The organism is Nocardioides asiaticus (assembly GCF_040049175.1).
Lineage (GTDB): Bacteria > Actinomycetota > Actinomycetes > Propionibacteriales > Nocardioidaceae > Nocardioides > Nocardioides cheoyonin.
In genome coordinates this window covers 247,325-266,119 of sequence record NZ_JBDZDM010000006.1, presented here as the reverse complement: position 1 = coordinate 266,119, position 18,795 = coordinate 247,325, and the positions used below count along the sequence as shown (strand labels likewise).

The window sequence follows — 18,795 nt, the reverse complement described above, 5'->3', positions numbered from 1 at the left end:
GCGGCGGGCCGGCGGCTCAGGCACTGACGAGCCGGGCGCCCCCGTCCGCCTCGAGGACGGTCCCGGCGATGTTGCGGTTGGTGGCGACCAGCACGATCGTCTCCGCGACCTGGTCGGCCGTCGCGACCTGGCGGCTCGGCAGTACCGCCGCGGTGGCCTCGAAGTAGGCGCGCCGGTCGGGGTCGGGCATCGCTGACCACCACTCGGTGTCGACGACACCGGGAGAGACGGCGTTGACCCGACGCGGGGCGAGCTCGACGGCGAGCGGCCGGACCATCGCCTCGATGGCGCCGTTGACGGCCGCGAGTCCGGCAGTCCCCGGCAGTGCGGCCCGCGCCGAGGCTGCCGACACGAACGTGATGGAGGCGTCCTCCGCAAGGTGCGGGAGGAGTGCCTGGACGGCGGTCAGGTGGGCGAAGAGCTTGCCGTCGAGCGCTGACCGGACCGCCGCGAGGTCGAGGGAGTCGACGGTGCCGGCGCCGCCGCGACCGGTCGCCGTGAGGACCAGTACGTCGACCGGACCGATCCCGGCGCCGAGCCGGCCCATCGCGTCGGCGTCGGTGGCATCCACCCGGTGCGTCAGCACGCCCGGCACCTCTTCGGCTGCCTTGGCGAGTCGGCCGGCGTCGCGCCCGGTCACATGCGCGGCGTACGCCTTCCCGAGCAGCTGCCGGGCGGTCTCCAGCCCGACACCGGTGGATCCGCCGACGATGAGCGCTGTGCCCATGATGACTCCTATTCGAGACGAGACGGTGCGTTTCGAAAAGACTAGGCTGTCAGCATGGCGCATACAAGCGGACCGGGTCGAAGGCGCAGCGAGGCCAGCCGACGGGCCATCCTCGCCGCGGCCACGCGGATCCTCGCTGCCGATGGCGCCGCCGGCCTGTCGATGGAGCGAATCGCACGGGAGGCGGGTGTCGGCAAGCAGACGATCTATCGCTGGTGGCCCGGGAAGGTCGACGTCCTGATGGAGGCCCTCCTCGAGCAGGTGCACGTCCAGGTCCCCGTGCCCGACACCGGGTCGCTCGAGGGAGACCTTCGCGAGTTCCTCATCGCGTCGCGCCGGGCGGGCCGGCTGCCACGGGTGGCGGACCTGCTTCGCGCCCTGGCGGCCGAGGCGCAGGTGGACGAGGCGTACGCCGACCGCTTCCGGGAGGTGTTCGTCAGCGACCGGCGGTCCGCGCTCGGCGCGATCCTCGAGCGCTATCCGGACCAGCGGGTCGACGTCCGCGTCGACACCCTGCTGGACGTGGTGTTCGGGGTGATCTGGTACCGCCTGCTGATCGTCCCTGGTGCGTTCGACGAGCGGACGGTCGACGAGTTGGTCAGGCTGATCGTGCGCGATGCCCGCGTCTTACGGACTGCTCGACCAGCCCGGTGAACCGGCCGGCGTCGTCCGCGTGCTGCTCCGCCGGGGTCCTGGGCGCCATGTCCCTGTCCTAGCGCCGCTCAGGACTGCGTGGCAAGCAGCTCGTCGAGCTTCTCGTACCCCTCGGTCACGCCGGTCTCCATGCCGCTGGCGAGGATCTGGTCGCGGATCTCGAAGGACTCGACGACGCCGACCACCCGGAGCCGGGTCCGCCCGCCGGGGAGCCCCTCGAAGGTCACCGTCTCGAGGGAGACGCTGTCCGGCTCGCCCTCATAGGTGAAGGTCCAGGTGATCCGCTCCGGCTCGCGCACGTCGTGGAAGCTGCCGAAGAACGAGGCGATCTCCTCCTCGCCGGCGTAGTTCTTCATCCTCCACGCGCCGCCGCGGCGCGGGTCCCAGAGCGGCAGCGTCGTCGAGAGCCGGCGTGGGCCGATCCACCGGACGTAGAGCGCCGGGTCGGTGTGGGCGCGGAAGACGAGCTCGCGCGGTGCGTCGAACTCGCGGGTGATCGTGATCGTCGGGACCTCGGTCGAGGCGGCGATCGTGGTCTCGTGGGTGCCCTGGATGGGGGTCATGATGCGTCCTCTTCTGCTCGGCTGTCCTGGAGCTCGTCGAGGAGCGCGTCGAGCCGGGAGTACCGCTCCTCGGCGCGTTGGCGGTAGCGCTCGATCCACCTCGTCATGAGGTCGAACACCTCCGCCTCGAGGTGGACCGGGCGCCGCTGGGCGTCCTTGGTCCGGGTGACCAGGCCGGCGTCCTCGAGCACCTTGAGGTGCTTGGACACGGCCTGGAGGCTGACGGCGTACGGCGCCGCCAGCTCCCCCACCGTCGCGTCCCCCTCGGTCAGCCGGGCCACCAGGTCGCGCCGGGTGGGGTCGGCGAGTGCCGCGAACACCCGGGAGAGTCGGTCCTCGTCGCTCATCGACACTCCTCAACCGGTCGGTTGACTACACGCTAGGCCGCTTGCTCGAGCATTGTCAACCGATGGGTTGAAGACGTTTTTCGCTGACAGGATGTGGCGCGTGGACATCGCCCTCTTCCTCGTGGCGCTGGCGGCGGCCGTCCTGGCCGTCACCGCACTTGCGGAGAAGAGCGGGCTGCCCGCGCCGCTCGTCCTGATCGCCGGCGGCGCCGCCGCGTCGTACGTCCCCGGGGTCCCCGACATCCACCTCGAGCCGGAGGTGGTCCTGATCGGGCTGCTGCCGCCGCTGCTGTACGCGACGGCCATCCAGAGCTCGCTGGTCGACTTCAACGCCAACCGGCGCCCGATCCTGCTGCTGTCGGTCGGTCTGGTCGTGGCAACGACGTTCGGGATCGGCGCGATCGTCCACGCGATCCTCGGCACCGACTGGGCGGTGAGCCTCGCCATCGGTGCCGTGGTCGCGCCGCCCGACGCGGTGGCCGCGACAGCGGTCGCCCGCAACATCGGCCTGCCCCGGCGGATCGTGACGATCCTCGAGGGCGAGTCGCTGCTCAACGACGCGACGGCGCTGGTCTCCCTCCGGACGGCGATCGCCGCCATCGGCGGCGGCGTCGAGCTCTGGCACGTCGGGCTCGACTTCGTCCGCGCCGCCGGCGGCGGGGTCATCGTGGGCGTCGTCGCGTACCTGCTCGTCGGCTGGCTGCGCAAGCAGATCACCGAGCCCGTCTTCGACACCGGGCTGTCGTTCGTGGTGCCGTTCGCGGCCTACCTCGCCGCCGAGAAGGTCGAGGCCTCGGGCGTCATCGCCGTCGTGGTCGCGGGGCTCCTGCTCGGCCATCGCGCCCCGGTGCTGCAGACCGCCCAGTCGCGCATCGCGGAGCGGATGAACTGGCGGACCATCGCGTACGTCCTCGAGAACGCCGTCTTCCTGCTCATCGGCCTGCAGGCCCAGTGGCTCATCGCCGACGTCGGCGACAGCTCGCTCTCCTGGGGCCGGATCGTCGGCGTCTGCGTCGCCACGCTCGTCGGCGTCATCGCGATCCGGATGGTCTGGGTCTTCGTCGCCCGCTACCTGCTGATCCGGCCCGGCCCCGACCCCGACAGCGGCGAGGAGCCGCCGTGGACCTACACCGTGATCCTCGGCTGGGCGGGCATGCGCGGCGTCGTGACGCTCGCCGCGGCGTACCTCATCCCGGAGGACACGCCGCACCGCGAGACGCTGCTGCTCGTCGCCTTCACCGTCGTGGCCGGGACGATCTTCGTCCAAGGGCTCAGCCTGCCGGCGGCGGCACGGGTGCTGAACGTGCCCGCGCCCGACCCGGTCGCCGACGCCCTCGCCCGCGCCACCCTGCTGCAGCAGGCGTCGAAGGCCGGCTTCAAGGCGCTCAAGAAGCAGGAGTACGACGACCCGCACGGCGTCACGGCGCTGGTCAAGCAGCGCGTCGAGCAGCGCAACTTCGCCGCCTGGGAGCGGCTGGGCACCAAGCCCGGCGAGGAGGCCCCGAGCGAGCTCTACAACCGGATCCGGTGCTCGATGATCGAGGCCGAGCGGGCGCGGGTCCTGGAGATCCGCGACTCCGGCACGGTGCCCTCCGACGTCGTCTCGGAGGTGCTCGCCATGCTCGACGTCGAGGAGTCGATGCTCGAGGTCGCCAGCGACACCCGTCAGGAGATCAACGAGGCCATCCGCCGTCGCCCGCCGGTGGGCGACATCTGCCCCGACCTCGAGAAGTACCCCGTCGTCGAGACCGCCGAGGAGCCGGTCTGCCAGGCCTGCCTCGACGAGGGCACCCGCTGGGTCTCGCTCCGTCAGTGCCTCGTCTGCGGCAACGTCGCCTGCTGCGACTCCTCGCCCCGCCGGCACGCCACCCTGCACTTCCACGAGACCGCCCACCCGGTCATGGAGTCGGCGGAGCCGGGCGAGGACTGGCGGTGGTGCTTCCTGCACCACCTGACCGCCTGACCATCCGCCGCTCGATGCCGACCGGCTCGGTCTTGGTCCGCCCGTCGAAGCCGAACCCCTGCCGCTCGTAGAACGCGATCGCCCGGGCGTTGCCGTCGAGCACCCACAGGTACGCCGGGGCGTCGCCGATCGCGGCCTGCAGCAGCCGGTGGCCGAGGCCTGCGCCGTACAGCTCCGCGCGCACGTAGAGCGCCATCAGCTCCAGCCGGGGCAGGCCCGGCTCGCGGTCGTCGCGGCCCTCGGCCGCGGTCCCGCTGAAGCCGAGCAGGCGGCCGTCCGACTCCGCGAGCCAGGTGGGGTCCGGGCTCGCGGCGAGGATCCCGCGCCAGCGCTCCACCCGGTCGGCCCGGCCCGCCCGTCGCGCCGCCAGCACGTCGTCGGCGATGAGGCCGGCGTACGCCTCCTCCCAGACGTCGAGGTGCAGGTCGGTGAGCGCCTCGGCGTCCTCGACCCGGGCGCGCCTGATCACGGCGTCGGACACGGCCCGGAAGCCTAGCGGCGTGTCGCAGGTTTCGGCCGGCCGAGCCTGGGAAGGCGGGGCGAGTGCCGGGTCGACCGGACCCGGCGTCTCTCGGGAAAGGCTCCACCATGCACGACCTGCGTCACCGAGCGCTGCTCGGACCACTCGCCGGCATCGCCGCCGGCCTCACCTCACTGATCACGCTCACCACGCTCCTCGCCGTGGCCGCCGGTCCGGCCGACGCCGCGAAGGGACCCGACCGGAGTCCCACCGCCAAGGCGGAGAACCACGGCGTCACCAGCACGAACGGCGGCTACATGGGCTGGGAGCTGCCCGGCTCGACGCCGGGCAGTGCCGCTACCAAGCCGCACGCGTACGCCGAGGCGGCACCGTCCGCCGCGGCCGAGCAGGTCGCCGGCATCGACGTCTCCGGCTACCAGGGCAACGTCGACTGGGCCCAGTGGTGGAGCTACGGCAACCGCTTCGCCTACGTGAAGGCGACCGAGGGCACCTACTACACCAACGACTACTTCACCCAGCAGTACAACGGCTCCTACGACCAGGGCTTCATCCGCGGCGCGTACCACTTCGCCAACCCGTCCGACTCCAGCGGCGCGGCGCAGGCGGAGTACTTCGTCGCCCACGGCGGCGGCTGGTCCGGCGACGGCAAGACCCTGCCGGGGGTCCTCGACATCGAGTACAACCCGTACGACGGCGGCACCTGCTACGGGATGTCGGCCTCGGCCATGGTCGACTGGATCGCCGACTTCACCTCGACGTACAAGTCCCTGACCGGCCGCGACGCCGTCATCTACTCGACCACCGACTGGTGGAAGACCTGCACGGGCAACACGACCGCGTTCAGCGGCACCGACCCGCTGTGGGTGGCGAGGTACGCCGACTCCGTCGGCGAGCTGCCGGGCGGGTGGGGCTACTACACCTTCTGGCAGAACACCTCCGACCCGATCGACGGCGACCTGTTCAACGGCTCACTGGACCGGCTGAAGGTCCTCGCGACCGGCTGATCGACCGCGGTAGGTGAGCCCCTCGGGCGGGGCGCTAGGTTCGGCCCCATGAGGATCACCAAGTTCGGCCACGCCTGCGTGCGGATCGAGCACGACGGCACCACGCTCGTCCTCGACCCCGGGATGTTCACCGATCCCGGGGCCGTGGACGGCGCCGACGCCGTGCTCATCACCCACGAGCACGCCGACCACTACGTAGCGGAGCTGCTGAAGGCGACCGACGCGCCGGTGTTCACCATCGGCGCGGTCGCCGAGAAGATCCGCGAGGACGCGCCTGACGTCTACGAGCGCACCACCGTCGTCGCGCCGGGGCAGTCCTTCGACGTCGCCGGGATCCCGGTGACCGCCGTCAACGAGCTGCACGCGATCATCCACCCGGAGTTCCCGCGGTTCGACAACTCCGGCTACCTGATCACCGCCGGCGGCACGAGGATCTTCCACCCCGGCGACGCGCTCGACGGCCCGGGTCAGGAGATCGACGTGCTCCTCGTGCCGGTCAGCGCCCCGTGGGCGGCCGCCCACGAGCTGGTCGACTTCGCCCGCCGGGTCAAGGCGCCGACCAACATCGCGATCCACGACAGGATCTACTCCGAGGCCGGGTCGGCGGTCTTCGACGGCCACATCAACGCCTTCCTCCCGAAGGAAGGTCTCACCTACAAGCGACTCAAGGACGGCGAGGACCTCTGATGGCCACCGTGGCGGTGCTCTACGACTACAACGACGACACCGAGACCAAGGACAAGGTCCGCCCGGAGCACCGGGCGTTCCTGGCCTCGCTGCCCAACCTGCTGCTGTCCGGCCCGATGGACAACGGCGGCGCGCTCCTCGTCCTCGAGGGCGAGGTCGCCGGGGTCGAGGAGCAGCTCGACGCCGACCCCTTCATGCTCGCCGGCGTCATCGTCGACCGCACCGTCGCGACCTGGGACGTGGTCCTCGGCAGCAAGCGCGACCTGGTGGCGCCCTGACGCGGGTACCGGCGGTCAGTCGGTCGTCAGCGAGTCGCGGACCGGGATGAGCTTGGCCTGGGACTCGGCCAGCTCGTCGGCGGGGTCGGAGGAGCCGACCACGCCGCAGCCGGCGAAGAGCCGCACCGTACGCCGGTCCTCGGACAGCAGCGCCGAGCGGAGCGCGATGCCCCACTCGCCGTCGCCGTCGGCGTCCATCCAGCCGACCGGGCCGGCGTAGCGGTCGCGGTCCATCCCCTCGATCTCCGCGATCAGCGCGACCGCGGCGTCGGTGGGGGTGCCGCCGACCGCCGCCGAGGGGTGCAGCGCCTCGGCGAGCTCGAGCGAGGTCGTGTCGTCGCGCGCCACACCCGCGACGTCGGTCGCGAGGTGCATGACGTTGGGCAGGTGCAGGACGAACGGCGACTCGGGCACGTTCATCGACGAGCAGTGCGGCTCCAGCGCGTCGGCGACCGACCTGACGGCGTACTCGTGCTCCTCGAGGTCCTTCGACGACCGCGCCAGCGCGGCCGCGAGCGCGAGGTCGTGCTCGTCGTCGCCCGTACGCCGGATGGTGCCGGCGAGCACGCGGGAGGTGACCAGCCCGCGCTCGCGGCGTACGAGCAGCTCCGGGGTCGCCCCGAAGAGCCCGTCGACGTGGAACGTCCAGCACATCGGGTACGCCGCCGCCAGGCGTCCCAGCGGGTGGCGGACGTCGATCGGTTCGCTCGCCGTGGCGACCAGGTCCCGCGCGAGGACGACCTTCTCCAGGTCACCGGCGGCGATCCGGGCGACCGCCTCGGCGACGACCGACATCCAGGTCTCGCCGTCGAGTGCGCCGTCGGTGAACACGACGTCGGCCGGAGCGTTCGAGGGAGCGGATGCGTCGAGCGCCGGCGGCTCCTCGGCCTCCGGGCCGATCGTGGTCACCCAGGCGCGGTCGCCGCGGCGACCGACCACGACCCGCGGCACGACGAGGACGGAGTCTGCCCCGTCGTCGGCGAACGCGAAGGATCCCCAGGCGATCAGCCCGGTGCCGGGCTCGTCGACGGCGTCGCTGACCTCGGCGCGGGCGACCAGCTCGGACCACCACTTCGCCGCCTCGGCGAAACGTGCCGGGCCACTCGTACGCACGGCCGCGGCGACGCCCCAGCCGACCAGGCCCTCACCTCGGCGCACCCACGAGACCGGCGCGTCGGCCGGCAGGAGAGCCAGGAGGGCAGGGACCTCGCCCGCCTCGAGCCGCACGGTGGTGGCGACCAGGGCGGCGGGGTCGCTGAACGTCACCGCTTGAGCCTAGCGGGCCCGGACGCGGGGGCGATTCCCGGGAGCCGTGCGTCGGCGGGTACGGTCGGCGGCGTGTCTAGCGAGAAGAACCAGTCGTTCGTCGTCGAGAACGGCGTCACCCTCGGCGTGATCGTGCTCGCCCTCTTCGTGATCTTCGGGGTCGGGCTGCCACGGTGGATCGACCACTCCGAGTCCTCCTCGTCGACCGTCGCGTCGCAGGAGAAGATCGAGCTGCCGGCCAAGCTCTCCGGCGGCTACGCCGCGGCCGACGTGAAGTCGAGCTGGGGCGCGCTCGCGACCGGCAAGAACGCCAAGCAGGTCCAGCAGCAGGTCACCCAGCTCGAGAAGAGCATCGCGAAGGGCAACAAGTCGCTCGAGGACGCCCTGCCGGGCGCCGCCGCGACCCGCGCCTACATCAAGACCAGCTCGAAGGGCATCACCGGCGTCGTCAGCGTCCAGGCCTTCCGCGCCAGCGGCGGCGCCTTCGCCCCCACCGACATCGGCATCGGCTCCTCGACCCTCCAGAAGGTCGGCGACGGCGTCTGCATGACCAAGCAGCAGGCCACCTCGACCGGCCAGGCCGTCAACGACATCACCTGCCAGAAGAGCGGCGACAACCTCACCGTGCAGGTCAACGCCCAGGGCCTGCTCACGACCGAGCTGGTGAAGTACGCCGACGAGCTCTACGACGAGATCGCCTGACACCCGGCCGTGCCGCGCGCCGACCTCGACAAGCAGCCCGGTGACGTACGTCGGATGTTCGACGCGGTCGCGCGCCGCTACGACCTGACCAACGACGTCCTCTCGCTCGGCCAGGACCGGCGCTGGCGCCGCGAGGTCATCCGAGCTGTCGACCCGAGACCCGGCGAGCTCGTCCTCGACCTGGCCGCAGGCACCGGCACCTCGTCGCAGCCGTTCGCCGACGCCGGCGCCGTCGTCGTACCCACCGACTTCTCGCTCGGAATGCTCCGGGTCGGCAAGCAGGCGAAGCCGGAGCTGCCCTTCACCGCCGGCGACGGCACCCGGCTGCCCTACCGCGACGCCACCTTCGACGCGGTGACCATCTCCTTCGGGTTGCGCAACATCGTCGACCCGCTCGCCGGCCTCCGCGAGCTGCGCCGCGTCACCCGCCCTGGCGGCCGGGTCGTCGTCTGCGAGTTCAGCCACCCGACCTGGAAGCCGTTCCGGACGGCGTACGTCGAGTACCTCATGCGCGCCCTCCCGCCGGTCGCCCGGGCCGTGTCCTCCTCGCCCGACGCCTACGTCTACCTCGCCGAGTCGATCCGTGCCTGGCCCGACCAGGCCGGCCTCGCGGCGATGCTCACCGAGGCCGGCTGGACCGCCCCCACCTGGAAGAACCTCTCCGGCGGCATCGTCGCCCTCCATAGAGCCACCGCCTGACCCGTTCGAGTCAAGGGCGGGCACTTCCCCACTGATGTGCGGAAGTGCTGCCTGGTTCTCGGGTTCTGGGCTGCAGTTCTGCACACATGTGGGGAAGTGGCGCGTCAGGTGCAATCCCTCTTGCATTCCGTCCCACGAGTGGCAGGATGTGACTCGACCCACATGTGATTGCGTTCACAAAGTCGCATGGCCGGGGTTGAGAGGAGGCGAGATGCACCTTTACGTGCCGGTCCTCGTGCTGGCCGCCCTCGCCGCGGTGTTCGCGGTCGGGTCGGTCGTGATGAGCAGCAGGGTCGGGCCGCGTCGGGACAACCGCGCGAAGCTCGACTCCTACGAGTGCGGCATCGAGCCCACGCCGCAGGCGCTCGGCGGCCGCTTCCCGGTGAAGTACTACATCACCGCGATGCTCTTCATCGTCTTCGACATCGAGATCATCTTCCTCTACCCGTGGGCCGTCGCCTTCGACTCGCTGGGCTGGTTCGGGCTCGTGGAGATGGGCATCTTCCTTGCCACCGTCTTCGTCGCCTACGCCTACGTCTGGCGCCGTGGTGGATTGGACTGGGACTGATGGGACTCGAGGAGAAGCTGCCGAGCGGGATCCTGCTGAGCACGGTCGAGGGACTGGCCGGCTACATGCGCAAGGCGAGCCTGTGGCCGGCGACGTTCGGACTGGCGTGCTGCGCGATCGAGATGATGACCTCCGGCGGGCCGAAGTACGACACCGGCCGGTTCGGCATGGAGGTCTTCCGGGCCAGTCCGCGGCAGGCCGACCTGATGATCGTCGCGGGCCGGGTGAGCCAGAAGATGGCACCGGTCCTGCGGCAGATCTACGACCAGATGGCCAACCCGAAGTGGGTGCTGGCGATGGGTGTCTGCGCGAGCTCGGGCGGGATGTTCAACAACTACGCGATCGTCCAGGGCGTCGATCACGTCGTCCCCGTCGACATGTATCTCCCCGGCTGCCCGCCGCGCCCGGAGATGCTCATCGACGCGATCCTCAAGCTCCACGACAAGATCCAGCACGGCCACCTCGGCGCGAACCACGAGCGCGACGTCGAGGAGCGTGAGACAGCGGCCCTGCGCCAGCTGCCGCTCATCGACCAGACGGGACTGCTGCGATGACCGAGCAGACCGGGACGGGCGGCGACTCCCTGCACGACGCGGGGATGTTCGGCGTCCACGGCACGGGCGACACCAGCGGCTACGGCGGGCTGGTGCGTGCCACTCCGACGCCCGACCGCGCCAGCGACATGGGCACCCAGCCGAGCGGCGGCTGGTTCAAGGAGGTGGCCGACCGGCTCGCCTTCGCCGAGCCGGATGCGGTGATCCACCGCGGCGAGCTCACGTTCCACGTCCCTCGCGAGAGGCTCCTCGACGTACTCACGGTGCTGCGCGACGACCTCCGCTTCGAGCTCTGCTCCGGCGTCAGCGGGGTCCACTACCCCCACGACGCCGGTGGCGAGCTGCACGCCGTCTATCACCTGCTCTCGATGACCTTCAACCGCCGCGTGCGGGTGGAGACCAGCGCTCCCGACGCCGACCCGCACGTGCCGAGCGGGGTCTCGGTCTACCCGACGCTCGACTGGCACGAGCGGGAGACCTACGACATGTTCGGGATCGTCTTCGACGGCCACCCCGCACTCACCCGGATCCTGATGCCCGACGACTGGCCTGGTCACCCGCAGCGCAAGGACTACCCGCTGGGCGGCATCCCGGTCGAGTACCACGGCGCCACCATCCCCCCGCCCGACGAGCGGAGGAGCTATTCATGATCACCCCACTCGATTCTTCGCTCCCCCGCTTCGCTCCTCCGCGAACAATCGATCGGGGACCCCGATGACGGCAACCGAGAGCGAGAAGGTCTTCACCGTCTCGGGCCAGGACTGGGACGACCTCACCGACGAGGTCCGCGAGGCGAAGGACGAGCGGATCGTCGTCAACATGGGCCCCCAGCACCCCTCGACCCACGGCGTGCTCCGGCTCATCCTCGAGCTCGAGGGCGAGACCGTGACGGAGGCCCGCGCCGGCATCGGCTACCTCCACACCGGCATCGAGAAGAACCTCGAGTTCCGCCCGTGGACGCAGGGCACCACGTTCGTGACGCGGATGGACTACCTCTCGCCGCTCTTCAACGAGACGGCGTACGTCCTCGGCGTCGAGAAGCTCCTCGGTATCCAGGCCGAGGTGCCGGAGAAGGCCCAGGTCATGCGGGTCCTGCTCATGGAGCTCAACCGGATCTCCTCCCACCTCGTCGCGATCGCGACCGGCGGCATGGAGATCGGCGCGCTGACCGTCATGACGATCGGGTTCCGCGAGCGCGAGCTCGTGCTGGACCTGTTCGAGCTGATCACCGGCCTGCGGATGAACCACGCATTCGTCCGGCCGGGCGGCGTCGCCCAGGACCTCCCGGACGGCGCGCTCGACGAGATCAGGTCCTTCATCGCACTGATGAAGAAGCGCCTGCCCGAGTACGCCGAGCTGTGCAACGCCAACCCGATCTTCAAGGGCCGTCTCGAGGGGGTCGGCTACCTCGACCTCGAGGGCTGCGTCGCCCTCGGGCTCACCGGCCCGATCCTGCGCGCGACCGGCTACCCCTGGGACCTGCGCAAGACCCAGCCCTACCTCGGCTACGAGGACTACGACTTCGACGTCATCACCTGGGACACCGCCGACGCCTACGGCCGCTTCCGCATCCGGCTCGCCGAGATGTGGGAGTCGCTGCGGATCGTCGAGCAGGCCACCAAGCGGCTCGAGGGGCTCGACGGCGCGCCGATCATGGTCGCCGACAAGAAGATCGCCTGGCCGGCCCAGCTCGCGATCGGCAGCGACGGCATGGGCAACTCCCTCGACCACATCCGCCACATCATGGGCGAGTCGATGGAGGCCCTCATCCACCACTTCAAGCTGGTCACGGAGGGCTTCCGGGTCCCGCCGGGGCAGGCGTACGCCGCCGTCGAGTCGCCCCGCGGCGAGCTCGCCGCCCACGTGGTCAGCGACGGCGGCACCCGGCCCTACCGGGTGCACTTCCGCGATCCGTCGTTCACGAACCTGCAGGCCACCTCGATGATGAGCGAGGGCGGCATGGTCGCCGACGTCATCGTCGCGATCGCGTCCATCGACCCCGTGATGGGAGGCGTCGACCGGTGACGCTGACACAGGAGACGTACGCCGAGCTCCGCGAGATCGCCGCACGCTACCCGCAGGCGCGCAGCGGACTGCTGCCGATGCTCCACCTGGTGCAGTCGGCGGAGGGCCGGATCACGCCGGAGGGGATCGACGCCTGCGCCGAGGTGCTCGGCCTGACCCCGGCCGACGTGAGCGGCGTCGCGACGTTCTACACGATGTACAAGCGCAACCCCGTCGGCACCCACCACGTCGGCGTCTGCACCAACACGCTGTGCGCCGTGATGGGCGGTGACGCGATCTTCGCCCGGCTCCGCGAGCAGCTCGGCATCGGCAACGACGAGACCACCGAGGACGGCGCGATCACGCTCGAGCACGTCGAGTGCAACGCCGCCTGCGACTACGCGCCGGTGATGATGGTCAACTGGGAGTTCTTCGACAACCAGACCCCCGACTCCGCCGTCGCGCTGGTCGAGGACCTCCGCGCCGGCCGCGAAGCGAGAGCCTCCCGCGGCGCGACGATCACCTCCTGGCGCGAGGCCGAGCGGGTCCTCGCCGGCTTCGAGGACGGGCTCGTCGACGAGGGACCCTCGGCCGGTGCCGCCTCGCTCGCGGGGCTCTCGATCGCGCGCGAGCGGGGCTGGACCGCACCGCCGCCCGACGGCGGCACCGCCGACGTACCCGAGGACAAGCTCGAGGCCGTCGAGGAGGCCGACACGTCCCGCGCGGAGAGCGAGACCGTCGAGGAGGTCCGCGAGGAGGAGGCGAGCGATGACTGAGCCGGGCGTGCTCACGCCGGTGCTCACCGCCAACTGGGACACCGACCGCAGCTGGACGATCGGCGCCTACACCGCCGGCGGCGGCTACGAAGCGCTCGACAAGGCGCTCGCGATGGACCCCGACGACGTCGTCGCTGCGGTCAAGGAGTCGGGGCTGCGCGGCCGCGGGGGAGCGGGCTTCCCGACCGGGATGAAGTGGGGGTTCCTGCCGCCGCTCAGCGACAAGCCGAGATACCTCGTCGTCAACGCCGACGAGTCCGAGCCCGGCACCTGCAAGGACATCCCGCTGATGATGGCCTCGCCCCACACCCTGGTCGAAGGCGTGATCATCAGCTCGTACGCCATCCGCGCGGAGCGCGCCTTCATCTACGTCCGCGGCGAGGTCCTCCACGTCGTACGCCGGCTGCGCGCCGCCGTCCGCGAGGCGTACGCCGCCGGCCACCTCGGGCAGGACATCCACGGCTCCGGCTACTCGCTCGAGCTCGTCGTCCACGCCGGGGCGGGCGCCTACATCTGCGGCGAGGAGACGGCGCTGCTCGACTCGCTGGAGGGACGCCGTGGGCAGCCGCGGCTGCGGCCGCCGTTCCCCGCCGTCGCGGGCCTCTACGCCTCGCCGACGGTGATCAACAACGCCGAGTCGATCGCCTCGGTGCCGAGCATCGTGAAGAACGGCGCCTCGTGGTTCGCCGGCATGGGCACCGAGAAGTCGTCCGGGTTCGGCATCTTCTCCCTGTCCGGCCACGTGCAGCGGCCCGGGCAGTACGAGGCTCCGCTCGGGATCACGCTGCGGCAGCTGATCGAGCTCGCCGGCGGCGTACGCCCGGGTCACCAGCTGAAGTTCTGGACCCCGGGCGGGTCCTCGACGTCGATCTTCACCGCCGAGCACCTCGACGTACCCCTCGACTTCGAGGGCGTCGCCGCCGCCGGCTCCATGCTCGGCACCCGGGCCCTGCAGATCTTCGACGACACCGTGTGCGTGGTGCGGGCCGTGCTTCGGTGGACGGAGTTCTACAAGCACGAGTCGTGCGGCAAGTGCACGCCCTGTCGCGAGGGAACGTGGTGGCTGGTGCAGGTGCTGGAGCGGCTGGAGAAGGGACAGGGGAGCGAGGAGGACCTCGACCTGCTGCTCGACCAGTGCGACAACATCCTGGGCCGGGCGTTCTGCGCGCTCGGCGACGGCGCGACGAGCCCGATCACGAGCTCGATCAAGCACTTCCGCGAGGAGTACCTCGCCCACCTCGAGCAGGGCGGTTGCCCGTTCGACCCCGCTGCTTCCACCGCATGGAGCGAGTCATGAGCGACGTGACCCTCACCATCGACGGCCAGCAGGTGACGGTGCCGGAGGGCACGCTGCTGATCCGCGCGGCCGAGCGGCTCGGGATCGTGGTGCCGCGGTTCTGCGACCACCCGCTGCTGGCGCCGGTGGGCGCCTGCCGGCAGTGCCTGGTCGACATCTCCGACGCCGGCAACGGCCGCGGCTTCCCCAAGCCGCAGGCCTCCTGCACGATCCCGGTGGCCGAGGGGATGGTGGTCAGCACCGCCAACACGACGGCGGTGAAGGCGCAGGAGGGGATCATGGAGTTCCTCCTGGTCAACCACCCGCTCGACTGCCCGGTCTGCGACAAGGGCGGGGAGTGTCCGCTGCAGAACCAGGCGATGTCCCACGGCCGTCCCGAGACCCGGTTCGACGGGGTGAAGCGGACCTTCCCGAAGCCGATCAACGTCTCCGCCAACATCCTGCTCGACCGCGAGCGCTGCATCGTCTGCCAGCGGTGCACGCGGTTCGCCGACGAGATCGCGGGCGACCCCACGCTGGTCATGGCCGAGCGCGGGGCGGAGCAGCAGGTGGCCACCTCCGACGGCAAGCCGTTCTCGTCGTACTTCTCCGGCAACGTCATCCAGATCTGCCCGGTCGGGGCGCTGACCAGCGCCGAGTACCGCTTCCGCTCCCGGCCCTTCGACCTCGTCTCGACGCCGGGGGTCGCCGAGCACGACGCGTGCGGCGCCGCGATCAGGGTCGACCACCGGCGCGGCAAGGTCATGCGTCGGCTGGCCGGCAACGACCCGGAGGTCAACGAGGAGTGGATCAGCGACAAGGACCGGTTCGCGTTCCGCTACGCCACCGAGCCGGACCGGCTCGCCTACCCGCAGGTGCGGGACGAGGACGACCCGACGAGCCTCCGGCCCGCCTCCTGGCTGGAGGCGTTCGCCCTCGCCGCGCGTGGGCTGCAGGCGGCCGGTACGACCGCGGTGCTGACGGGTGGCCGGCTGACGCTCGAGGACGCGCGGGCGTACGCCGGGTTCGCCCGCGAGACGCTCGGCACCGAGGACGTCGACTTCCGCGCCCGGCCGCTGTCGGAGGAGGAGACCGGCTTCCTCGTCGAGCACGTCGCCGGGAAGCGCGACCTCACGTACGCCGACCTGGACTCCGCCCAGACCGTGCTGCTCGTCGGGCTCGAGCCCGAGGACGAGGCCGGGACGCTCTTCCTGCGGCTGCGGAAGTCCGTGCGGGCCGGCGGCACGAAGGTGGTCACCGTCGCGCCGTACGCCTCCCTCGGCTCGCGGAAGCTCTCCGCGGAGCTGGTGCGCACGGCGCCCGGTGACGAGGCCGCTGCGCTGGAGGGACTGACCCTGCCCGAGGGCGCGGTCGTCCTCGCCGGCGAGCGGCTGGCGACCTCGCCGGGTGCGCTCACCGCGGCCGCGGCGCTGGCGGAGCGGTCGGGTGCCAGGCTTGCCTGGGTGCCGCGCCGGGCCGGCGACCGCGGGGCGATCGAGGCGGGGCTGCTGCCGCGCGACGGCGGCCGCGACGCCGACGCGATCGTCAGGGCCGTGCTCGCCGGCGAGGTCAAGGGACTGCTCGTCGGCGGCGTCGACCCCGACGACACCTCGGACCCGGCGGCCTTCCGCGCTGCGCTCGATGCCGCTGAGTTCGTCGTCAGTCTCGAGCTCCGGGAGAGCGACGTGACCCGGGCGGCCGACGTCGTGCTCCCCGTCGCGTCGGTTACCGAGAAGTCCGGCACGTTCGTCACGTGGGAGGGCCGGGAGCGGCCGTTCCCGACGGTGTTCCACAAGCCGGCGGCGTTCTCGGACGCGCAGGTCCTCCGCCAGATCGGCCAGGAGTGGGCGGTCGGCCCGGTGGTTGAGGAGGGCCGCCAGGCCCGTCTCGAAACCACCGACGGCGATGGTTTCGAGACGGTTGCTAGCGCAACCTCCTCAACCACCGTCGAGACGGTTGCTAGCGCAACCTCCTCAACCACCGTCGAGACGGTTGCTAGCGCAACCTCCTCAACCACCGTCGAGACGGTTGCTAGCGCAACCTCCTCAACCACCGCAGGCAGCTCGACCAGCGATTCGTACCGGCTGGCGACGTGGAAGCTGATGCTCGACAACGGGCGGATGCTGGTGGGCGACAAGGCGCTCGCGGCGACGGCGCGGCCGGCCGTCGTACTCCTTCCCGAGGCGCTGTTCGCGCAGGTCGGGGACACGGTGACGCTGACTGGGGACCGGGGCTCGTGGACGCTGCCGGCGGAGCCGGCGGACCTGCCCGAGGACACCGTGTGGGTGCCGACCAACAGCGTCGGCCGCGGGGTGTGGGCGGACCTGGCCTCGCCCGGATCGCGCGTGGAGGTGGAGGCGGCCCATGTCTGACTTCGGCCACGACCCGTGGTGGATCATCCTGATCAAGGTGGTCCTGGTCTTCGTGATCTGCGTGCTGCTGACGCTGTTCAACATCTGGTGGGAGCGGCGCGTGGTGGCGCGGATGCAGCACCGGATCGGGCCCAACGTGCACGGGCCGTTCGGGCTGCTGCAGAGCCTGGCCGACGGCGTGAAGCTGGCCTTCAAGGAGGACATCACGCCGGCGAAGGCCGACCGCGTGGTGTTCGTGCTCGCGCCCATCCTGGCCTGCGTGCCGGCGTTCGTGACGTTCAGCGTCATCCCGTTCGGCCCGACGGTCACGATGTTCGGCCACCGCACCCCCCTTCAGCTGACGGACATGCCGGTCGCGGTGCTGTTCGTGATGGCGATCGCGAGCATCGGCATCTACGGCATCGTGCTCGGCGGCTGGGCGTCGGGGTCGACCTACAGCCTGCTCGGCGGGCTGCGCTCGAGCGCGCAGATGATCTCCTACGAGGTCTCGATGGGGCTCGCGCTCGTCGCCGTCTTCCTGTACGCCGGCAGCCTCTCCACGAGCCAGATCGTCGCTGCGCAGGACAGCTGGTGGTTCGGGGCGCTGCTGCTGCCGAGCTTCGTCATGTACTGCATCTCGATGGTCGGCGAGACCAACCGGGCGCCGTTCGACCTGCCCGAGGCCGAGGGCGAGCTGGTGGGCGGCTTCCACACCGAGTACTCCTCGCTGAAGTTCGCCCTCTTCTTCCTCGCCGAGTACATCAACATGGCGACCGTCTCGGCGCTCGCCACGACCCTCTTCCTCGGCGGCTGGCACGCGCCGTTCTGGATCGACAAGGCCTGGGCCGGCGCCAACGAGGGCTACTGGCCGCTGATCTGGTTCTTCGGCAAGGTGCTCTTCTTCGTCTGGATCTTCATCTGGCTGCGCGGGACGCTGCCGCGACTGCGCTACGACCAGTTCATGGCGCTCGGCTGGAAGCGGCTCCTGCCATGCTCGCTCGCCTGGATCGTCGTCGTCGCCGTCCTGCGGATGGCCGCGATCCAGGGGGCCCCGATAATCGGGCAGGGCGACCCGCGCTGGTGGATGTTCGGGATCGGCCTCGTGCTGACCGCCGTCGTCGTCGGGTTCCTGCTGAGCAAGGGCGAGCGCCCCGCCGAGGTCACCGAGCCGGTCGGCGGCTTCCCCACGCCGCCGCTGCCCGACGGCGGCCTCGTCCGGGGCCCGGCCCGGCCGCTCGTGTTCGGGCCGCCCGGCGGCGTACCCGCCCTTCCAGGCTCTGCGACCGAGGAGGCATCGTGACAGCGGACGACGCTCCGAAGAGGCGCTCGCTCAAGGAGCGGATCTGGGACCCGGTCTCCGGCTTCGGCGTCACCTTCGTGACCCAGTTCAAGAAGCCGGTCACCGAGCAGTACCCCTTCCAGAAGGAGCCGACGGCTCCGCGCTTCCACGGCCGGCACCAGCTCAACCGACACCCCGACGGGCTCGAGAAGTGCGTCGGCTGCGAGCTCTGCGCGTGGGCCTGCCCGGCCGACGCGATCTACGTCGAGGGCGCCGACAACAGCGACGAGCCCGACGAGAACGGCAACAGCCAGCGCTACAGCCCCGGCGAGCGCTACGGCCGCGTCTACCAGATCAACTACCTGCGCTGCATCCTCTGCGGGCTCTGCATCGAGGCCTGCCCGACGCGCGCGTTGACGATGACGAACGAGTACGAGCTCGCCGACGACTCCCGCGAGAGCCTGATCTACGAGAAGCAGGACCTGCTCGCCCCGCTGCTGCCGGGGATGGAGCAGCCGCCGCATCCGATGCGGCTCGGTGACGACGAGCAGGAGTACTACGCCCCGCCCCCGCAGACCGAGCTCTTCGAGGTCCCCGGCAAGGAGGTGCGCTAGCC

21 protein-coding genes are annotated in these 18,795 nt (G+C 71.0%); 16 read left to right on the top strand and 5 right to left on the bottom strand.

Annotated elements, in window-relative coordinates; translation table 11 throughout:
- Nucleotides 1-16: 16 nt before the first annotated feature.
- Complete coding sequence (locus ABLE53_RS21405; protein WP_348861179.1) at nt 17-727, bottom strand: SDR family oxidoreductase; 711 nt, start codon at nt 725-727, stop codon at nt 17-19.
- Between the two features lie 54 nt (nt 728-781).
- Between ABLE53_RS21405 and ABLE53_RS21400 the strand changes: the two genes are divergently transcribed.
- Nucleotides 782-1,381: a TetR/AcrR family transcriptional regulator gene (locus ABLE53_RS21400; RefSeq protein WP_348861178.1), complete on the top strand. Its 600-nt coding sequence runs from the start codon at nt 782-784 to the stop codon at nt 1,379-1,381.
- Nucleotides 1,382-1,449: 68 nt separating this feature from the next.
- On the opposite strand, the gene ABLE53_RS21395 is transcribed toward ABLE53_RS21400, so the two are convergent.
- Nucleotides 1,450-1,944 carry an SRPBCC family protein gene (locus ABLE53_RS21395; protein WP_348861177.1) on the bottom strand — a complete coding sequence of 165 codons (495 nt, stop codon included), beginning with the start codon at nt 1,942-1,944 and terminating at the stop codon, nt 1,450-1,452.
- Nucleotides 1,941-2,291 (bottom strand): ArsR/SmtB family transcription factor, encoded by a 351-nt coding sequence (locus ABLE53_RS21390; RefSeq protein ID WP_348861176.1) that lies wholly within the window; start codon nt 2,289-2,291, stop codon nt 1,941-1,943. The genes ABLE53_RS21395 and ABLE53_RS21390 overlap by 4 nt, the downstream gene beginning before the upstream one ends.
- A 91-nt stretch (nt 2,292-2,382) precedes the next feature.
- Here ABLE53_RS21390 and ABLE53_RS21385 point away from each other — a divergent pair, with 91 nt between their 5' ends.
- Nucleotides 2,383-4,254 carry a Na+/H+ antiporter gene (locus ABLE53_RS21385; protein WP_348861175.1) on the top strand — a complete coding sequence of 624 codons (1,872 nt, stop codon included), beginning with the start codon at nt 2,383-2,385 and terminating at the stop codon, nt 4,252-4,254.
- On the opposite strand, the gene ABLE53_RS21380 is transcribed toward ABLE53_RS21385, so the two are convergent.
- Nucleotides 4,190-4,735 (bottom strand): GNAT family N-acetyltransferase, encoded by a 546-nt coding sequence (locus ABLE53_RS21380; protein WP_348861174.1) that lies wholly within the window; start codon nt 4,733-4,735, stop codon nt 4,190-4,192. The two genes, ABLE53_RS21385 and ABLE53_RS21380, sit on opposite strands and share 65 nt — an antisense overlap.
- Before the next feature lie 107 nt (nt 4,736-4,842).
- On the opposite strand from ABLE53_RS21380, the gene ABLE53_RS21375 reads away from it, so the two are divergent.
- From ABLE53_RS21375 to ABLE53_RS21365, 3 genes are read left to right on the top strand one after another with little or no spacing between them, the layout of a single operon-like run.
- Nucleotides 4,843-5,739 carry a lysozyme gene (locus ABLE53_RS21375; protein ID WP_348861173.1) on the top strand — a complete coding sequence of 299 codons (897 nt, stop codon included), beginning with the start codon at nt 4,843-4,845 and terminating at the stop codon, nt 5,737-5,739.
- A 48-nt stretch (nt 5,740-5,787) separates the two neighbouring features.
- Nucleotides 5,788-6,426 carry an MBL fold metallo-hydrolase gene (locus ABLE53_RS21370; protein ID WP_348861172.1) on the top strand — a complete coding sequence of 213 codons (639 nt, stop codon included), beginning with the start codon at nt 5,788-5,790 and terminating at the stop codon, nt 6,424-6,426.
- Nucleotides 6,426-6,704, top strand: a complete 279-nt coding sequence (locus ABLE53_RS21365; protein WP_348861171.1) for a YciI family protein — start codon at nt 6,426-6,428, stop codon at nt 6,702-6,704. The genes ABLE53_RS21370 and ABLE53_RS21365 overlap by 1 nt, the downstream gene beginning before the upstream one ends.
- A gap of 15 nt (nt 6,705-6,719) precedes the next feature.
- Here ABLE53_RS21365 and ABLE53_RS21360 read toward each other — a convergent pair whose 3' ends face one another.
- Complete coding sequence (locus ABLE53_RS21360) at nt 6,720-7,970, bottom strand: isochorismate synthase (protein ID WP_348861170.1); 1,251 nt, start codon at nt 7,968-7,970, stop codon at nt 6,720-6,722.
- A gap of 72 nt (nt 7,971-8,042) precedes the next feature.
- On the opposite strand from ABLE53_RS21360, the gene ABLE53_RS21355 reads away from it, so the two are divergent.
- The 11 genes from ABLE53_RS21355 to nuoI all read left to right on the top strand — a co-directional run bounded on the left by ABLE53_RS21355 (nt 8,043) and on the right by nuoI (nt 18,793).
- A complete protein-coding gene (locus tag ABLE53_RS21355) occupies nt 8,043-8,672 on the top strand; it encodes a hypothetical protein (RefSeq protein WP_348861169.1) in 630 nt (209 codons plus the stop codon).
- A gap of 9 nt (nt 8,673-8,681) precedes the next feature.
- Nucleotides 8,682-9,371: a demethylmenaquinone methyltransferase gene (locus ABLE53_RS21350; RefSeq protein ID WP_348861168.1), complete on the top strand. Its 690-nt coding sequence runs from the start codon at nt 8,682-8,684 to the stop codon at nt 9,369-9,371.
- A 211-nt stretch (nt 9,372-9,582) separates the two neighbouring features.
- The gene (locus ABLE53_RS21345) at nt 9,583-9,939 is read left to right on the top strand and encodes an NADH-quinone oxidoreductase subunit A (protein WP_348861167.1); all 357 of its coding nucleotides are present in this window, start codon (nt 9,583-9,585) and stop codon (nt 9,937-9,939) included.
- A complete protein-coding gene (locus ABLE53_RS21340; protein ID WP_348861166.1) occupies nt 9,939-10,493 on the top strand; it encodes a NuoB/complex I 20 kDa subunit family protein in 555 nt (184 codons plus the stop codon). The genes ABLE53_RS21345 and ABLE53_RS21340 overlap by 1 nt, the downstream gene beginning before the upstream one ends.
- Nucleotides 10,490-11,143 (top strand): NADH-quinone oxidoreductase subunit C, encoded by a 654-nt coding sequence (locus ABLE53_RS21335; RefSeq protein WP_348861165.1) that lies wholly within the window; start codon nt 10,490-10,492, stop codon nt 11,141-11,143. The genes ABLE53_RS21340 and ABLE53_RS21335 overlap by 4 nt, the downstream gene beginning before the upstream one ends.
- A gap of 64 nt (nt 11,144-11,207) precedes the next feature.
- Nucleotides 11,208-12,518 (top strand): NADH-quinone oxidoreductase subunit D, encoded by a 1,311-nt coding sequence (locus ABLE53_RS21330; protein ID WP_348861164.1) that lies wholly within the window; start codon nt 11,208-11,210, stop codon nt 12,516-12,518.
- Entirely contained in the window at nt 12,515-13,273 is a 759-nt protein-coding gene (gene nuoE, locus ABLE53_RS21325; protein ID WP_348861163.1) for an NADH-quinone oxidoreductase subunit NuoE, read from the top strand. The genes ABLE53_RS21330 and nuoE overlap by 4 nt, the downstream gene beginning before the upstream one ends.
- Entirely contained in the window at nt 13,266-14,570 is a 1,305-nt protein-coding gene (nuoF, locus tag ABLE53_RS21320; RefSeq protein WP_348861162.1) for an NADH-quinone oxidoreductase subunit NuoF, read from the top strand. Before nuoE ends, nuoF begins: the two co-directional genes overlap by 8 nt.
- Nucleotides 14,567-16,921: an NADH-quinone oxidoreductase subunit G gene (locus tag ABLE53_RS21315; protein WP_348861161.1), complete on the top strand. Its 2,355-nt coding sequence runs from the start codon at nt 14,567-14,569 to the stop codon at nt 16,919-16,921. Before nuoF ends, ABLE53_RS21315 begins: the two co-directional genes overlap by 4 nt.
- Nucleotides 16,914-18,200 carry an NADH-quinone oxidoreductase subunit NuoH gene (gene nuoH, locus ABLE53_RS21310; RefSeq protein ID WP_348861160.1) on the top strand — a complete coding sequence of 429 codons (1,287 nt, stop codon included), beginning with the start codon at nt 16,914-16,916 and terminating at the stop codon, nt 18,198-18,200. Before ABLE53_RS21315 ends, nuoH begins: the two co-directional genes overlap by 8 nt.
- A complete protein-coding gene (gene nuoI / locus ABLE53_RS21305; RefSeq protein WP_348861159.1) occupies nt 18,197-18,793 on the top strand; it encodes an NADH-quinone oxidoreductase subunit NuoI in 597 nt (198 codons plus the stop codon). Before nuoH ends, nuoI begins: the two co-directional genes overlap by 4 nt.
- Nucleotides 18,794-18,795: the final 2 nt, after the last annotated feature.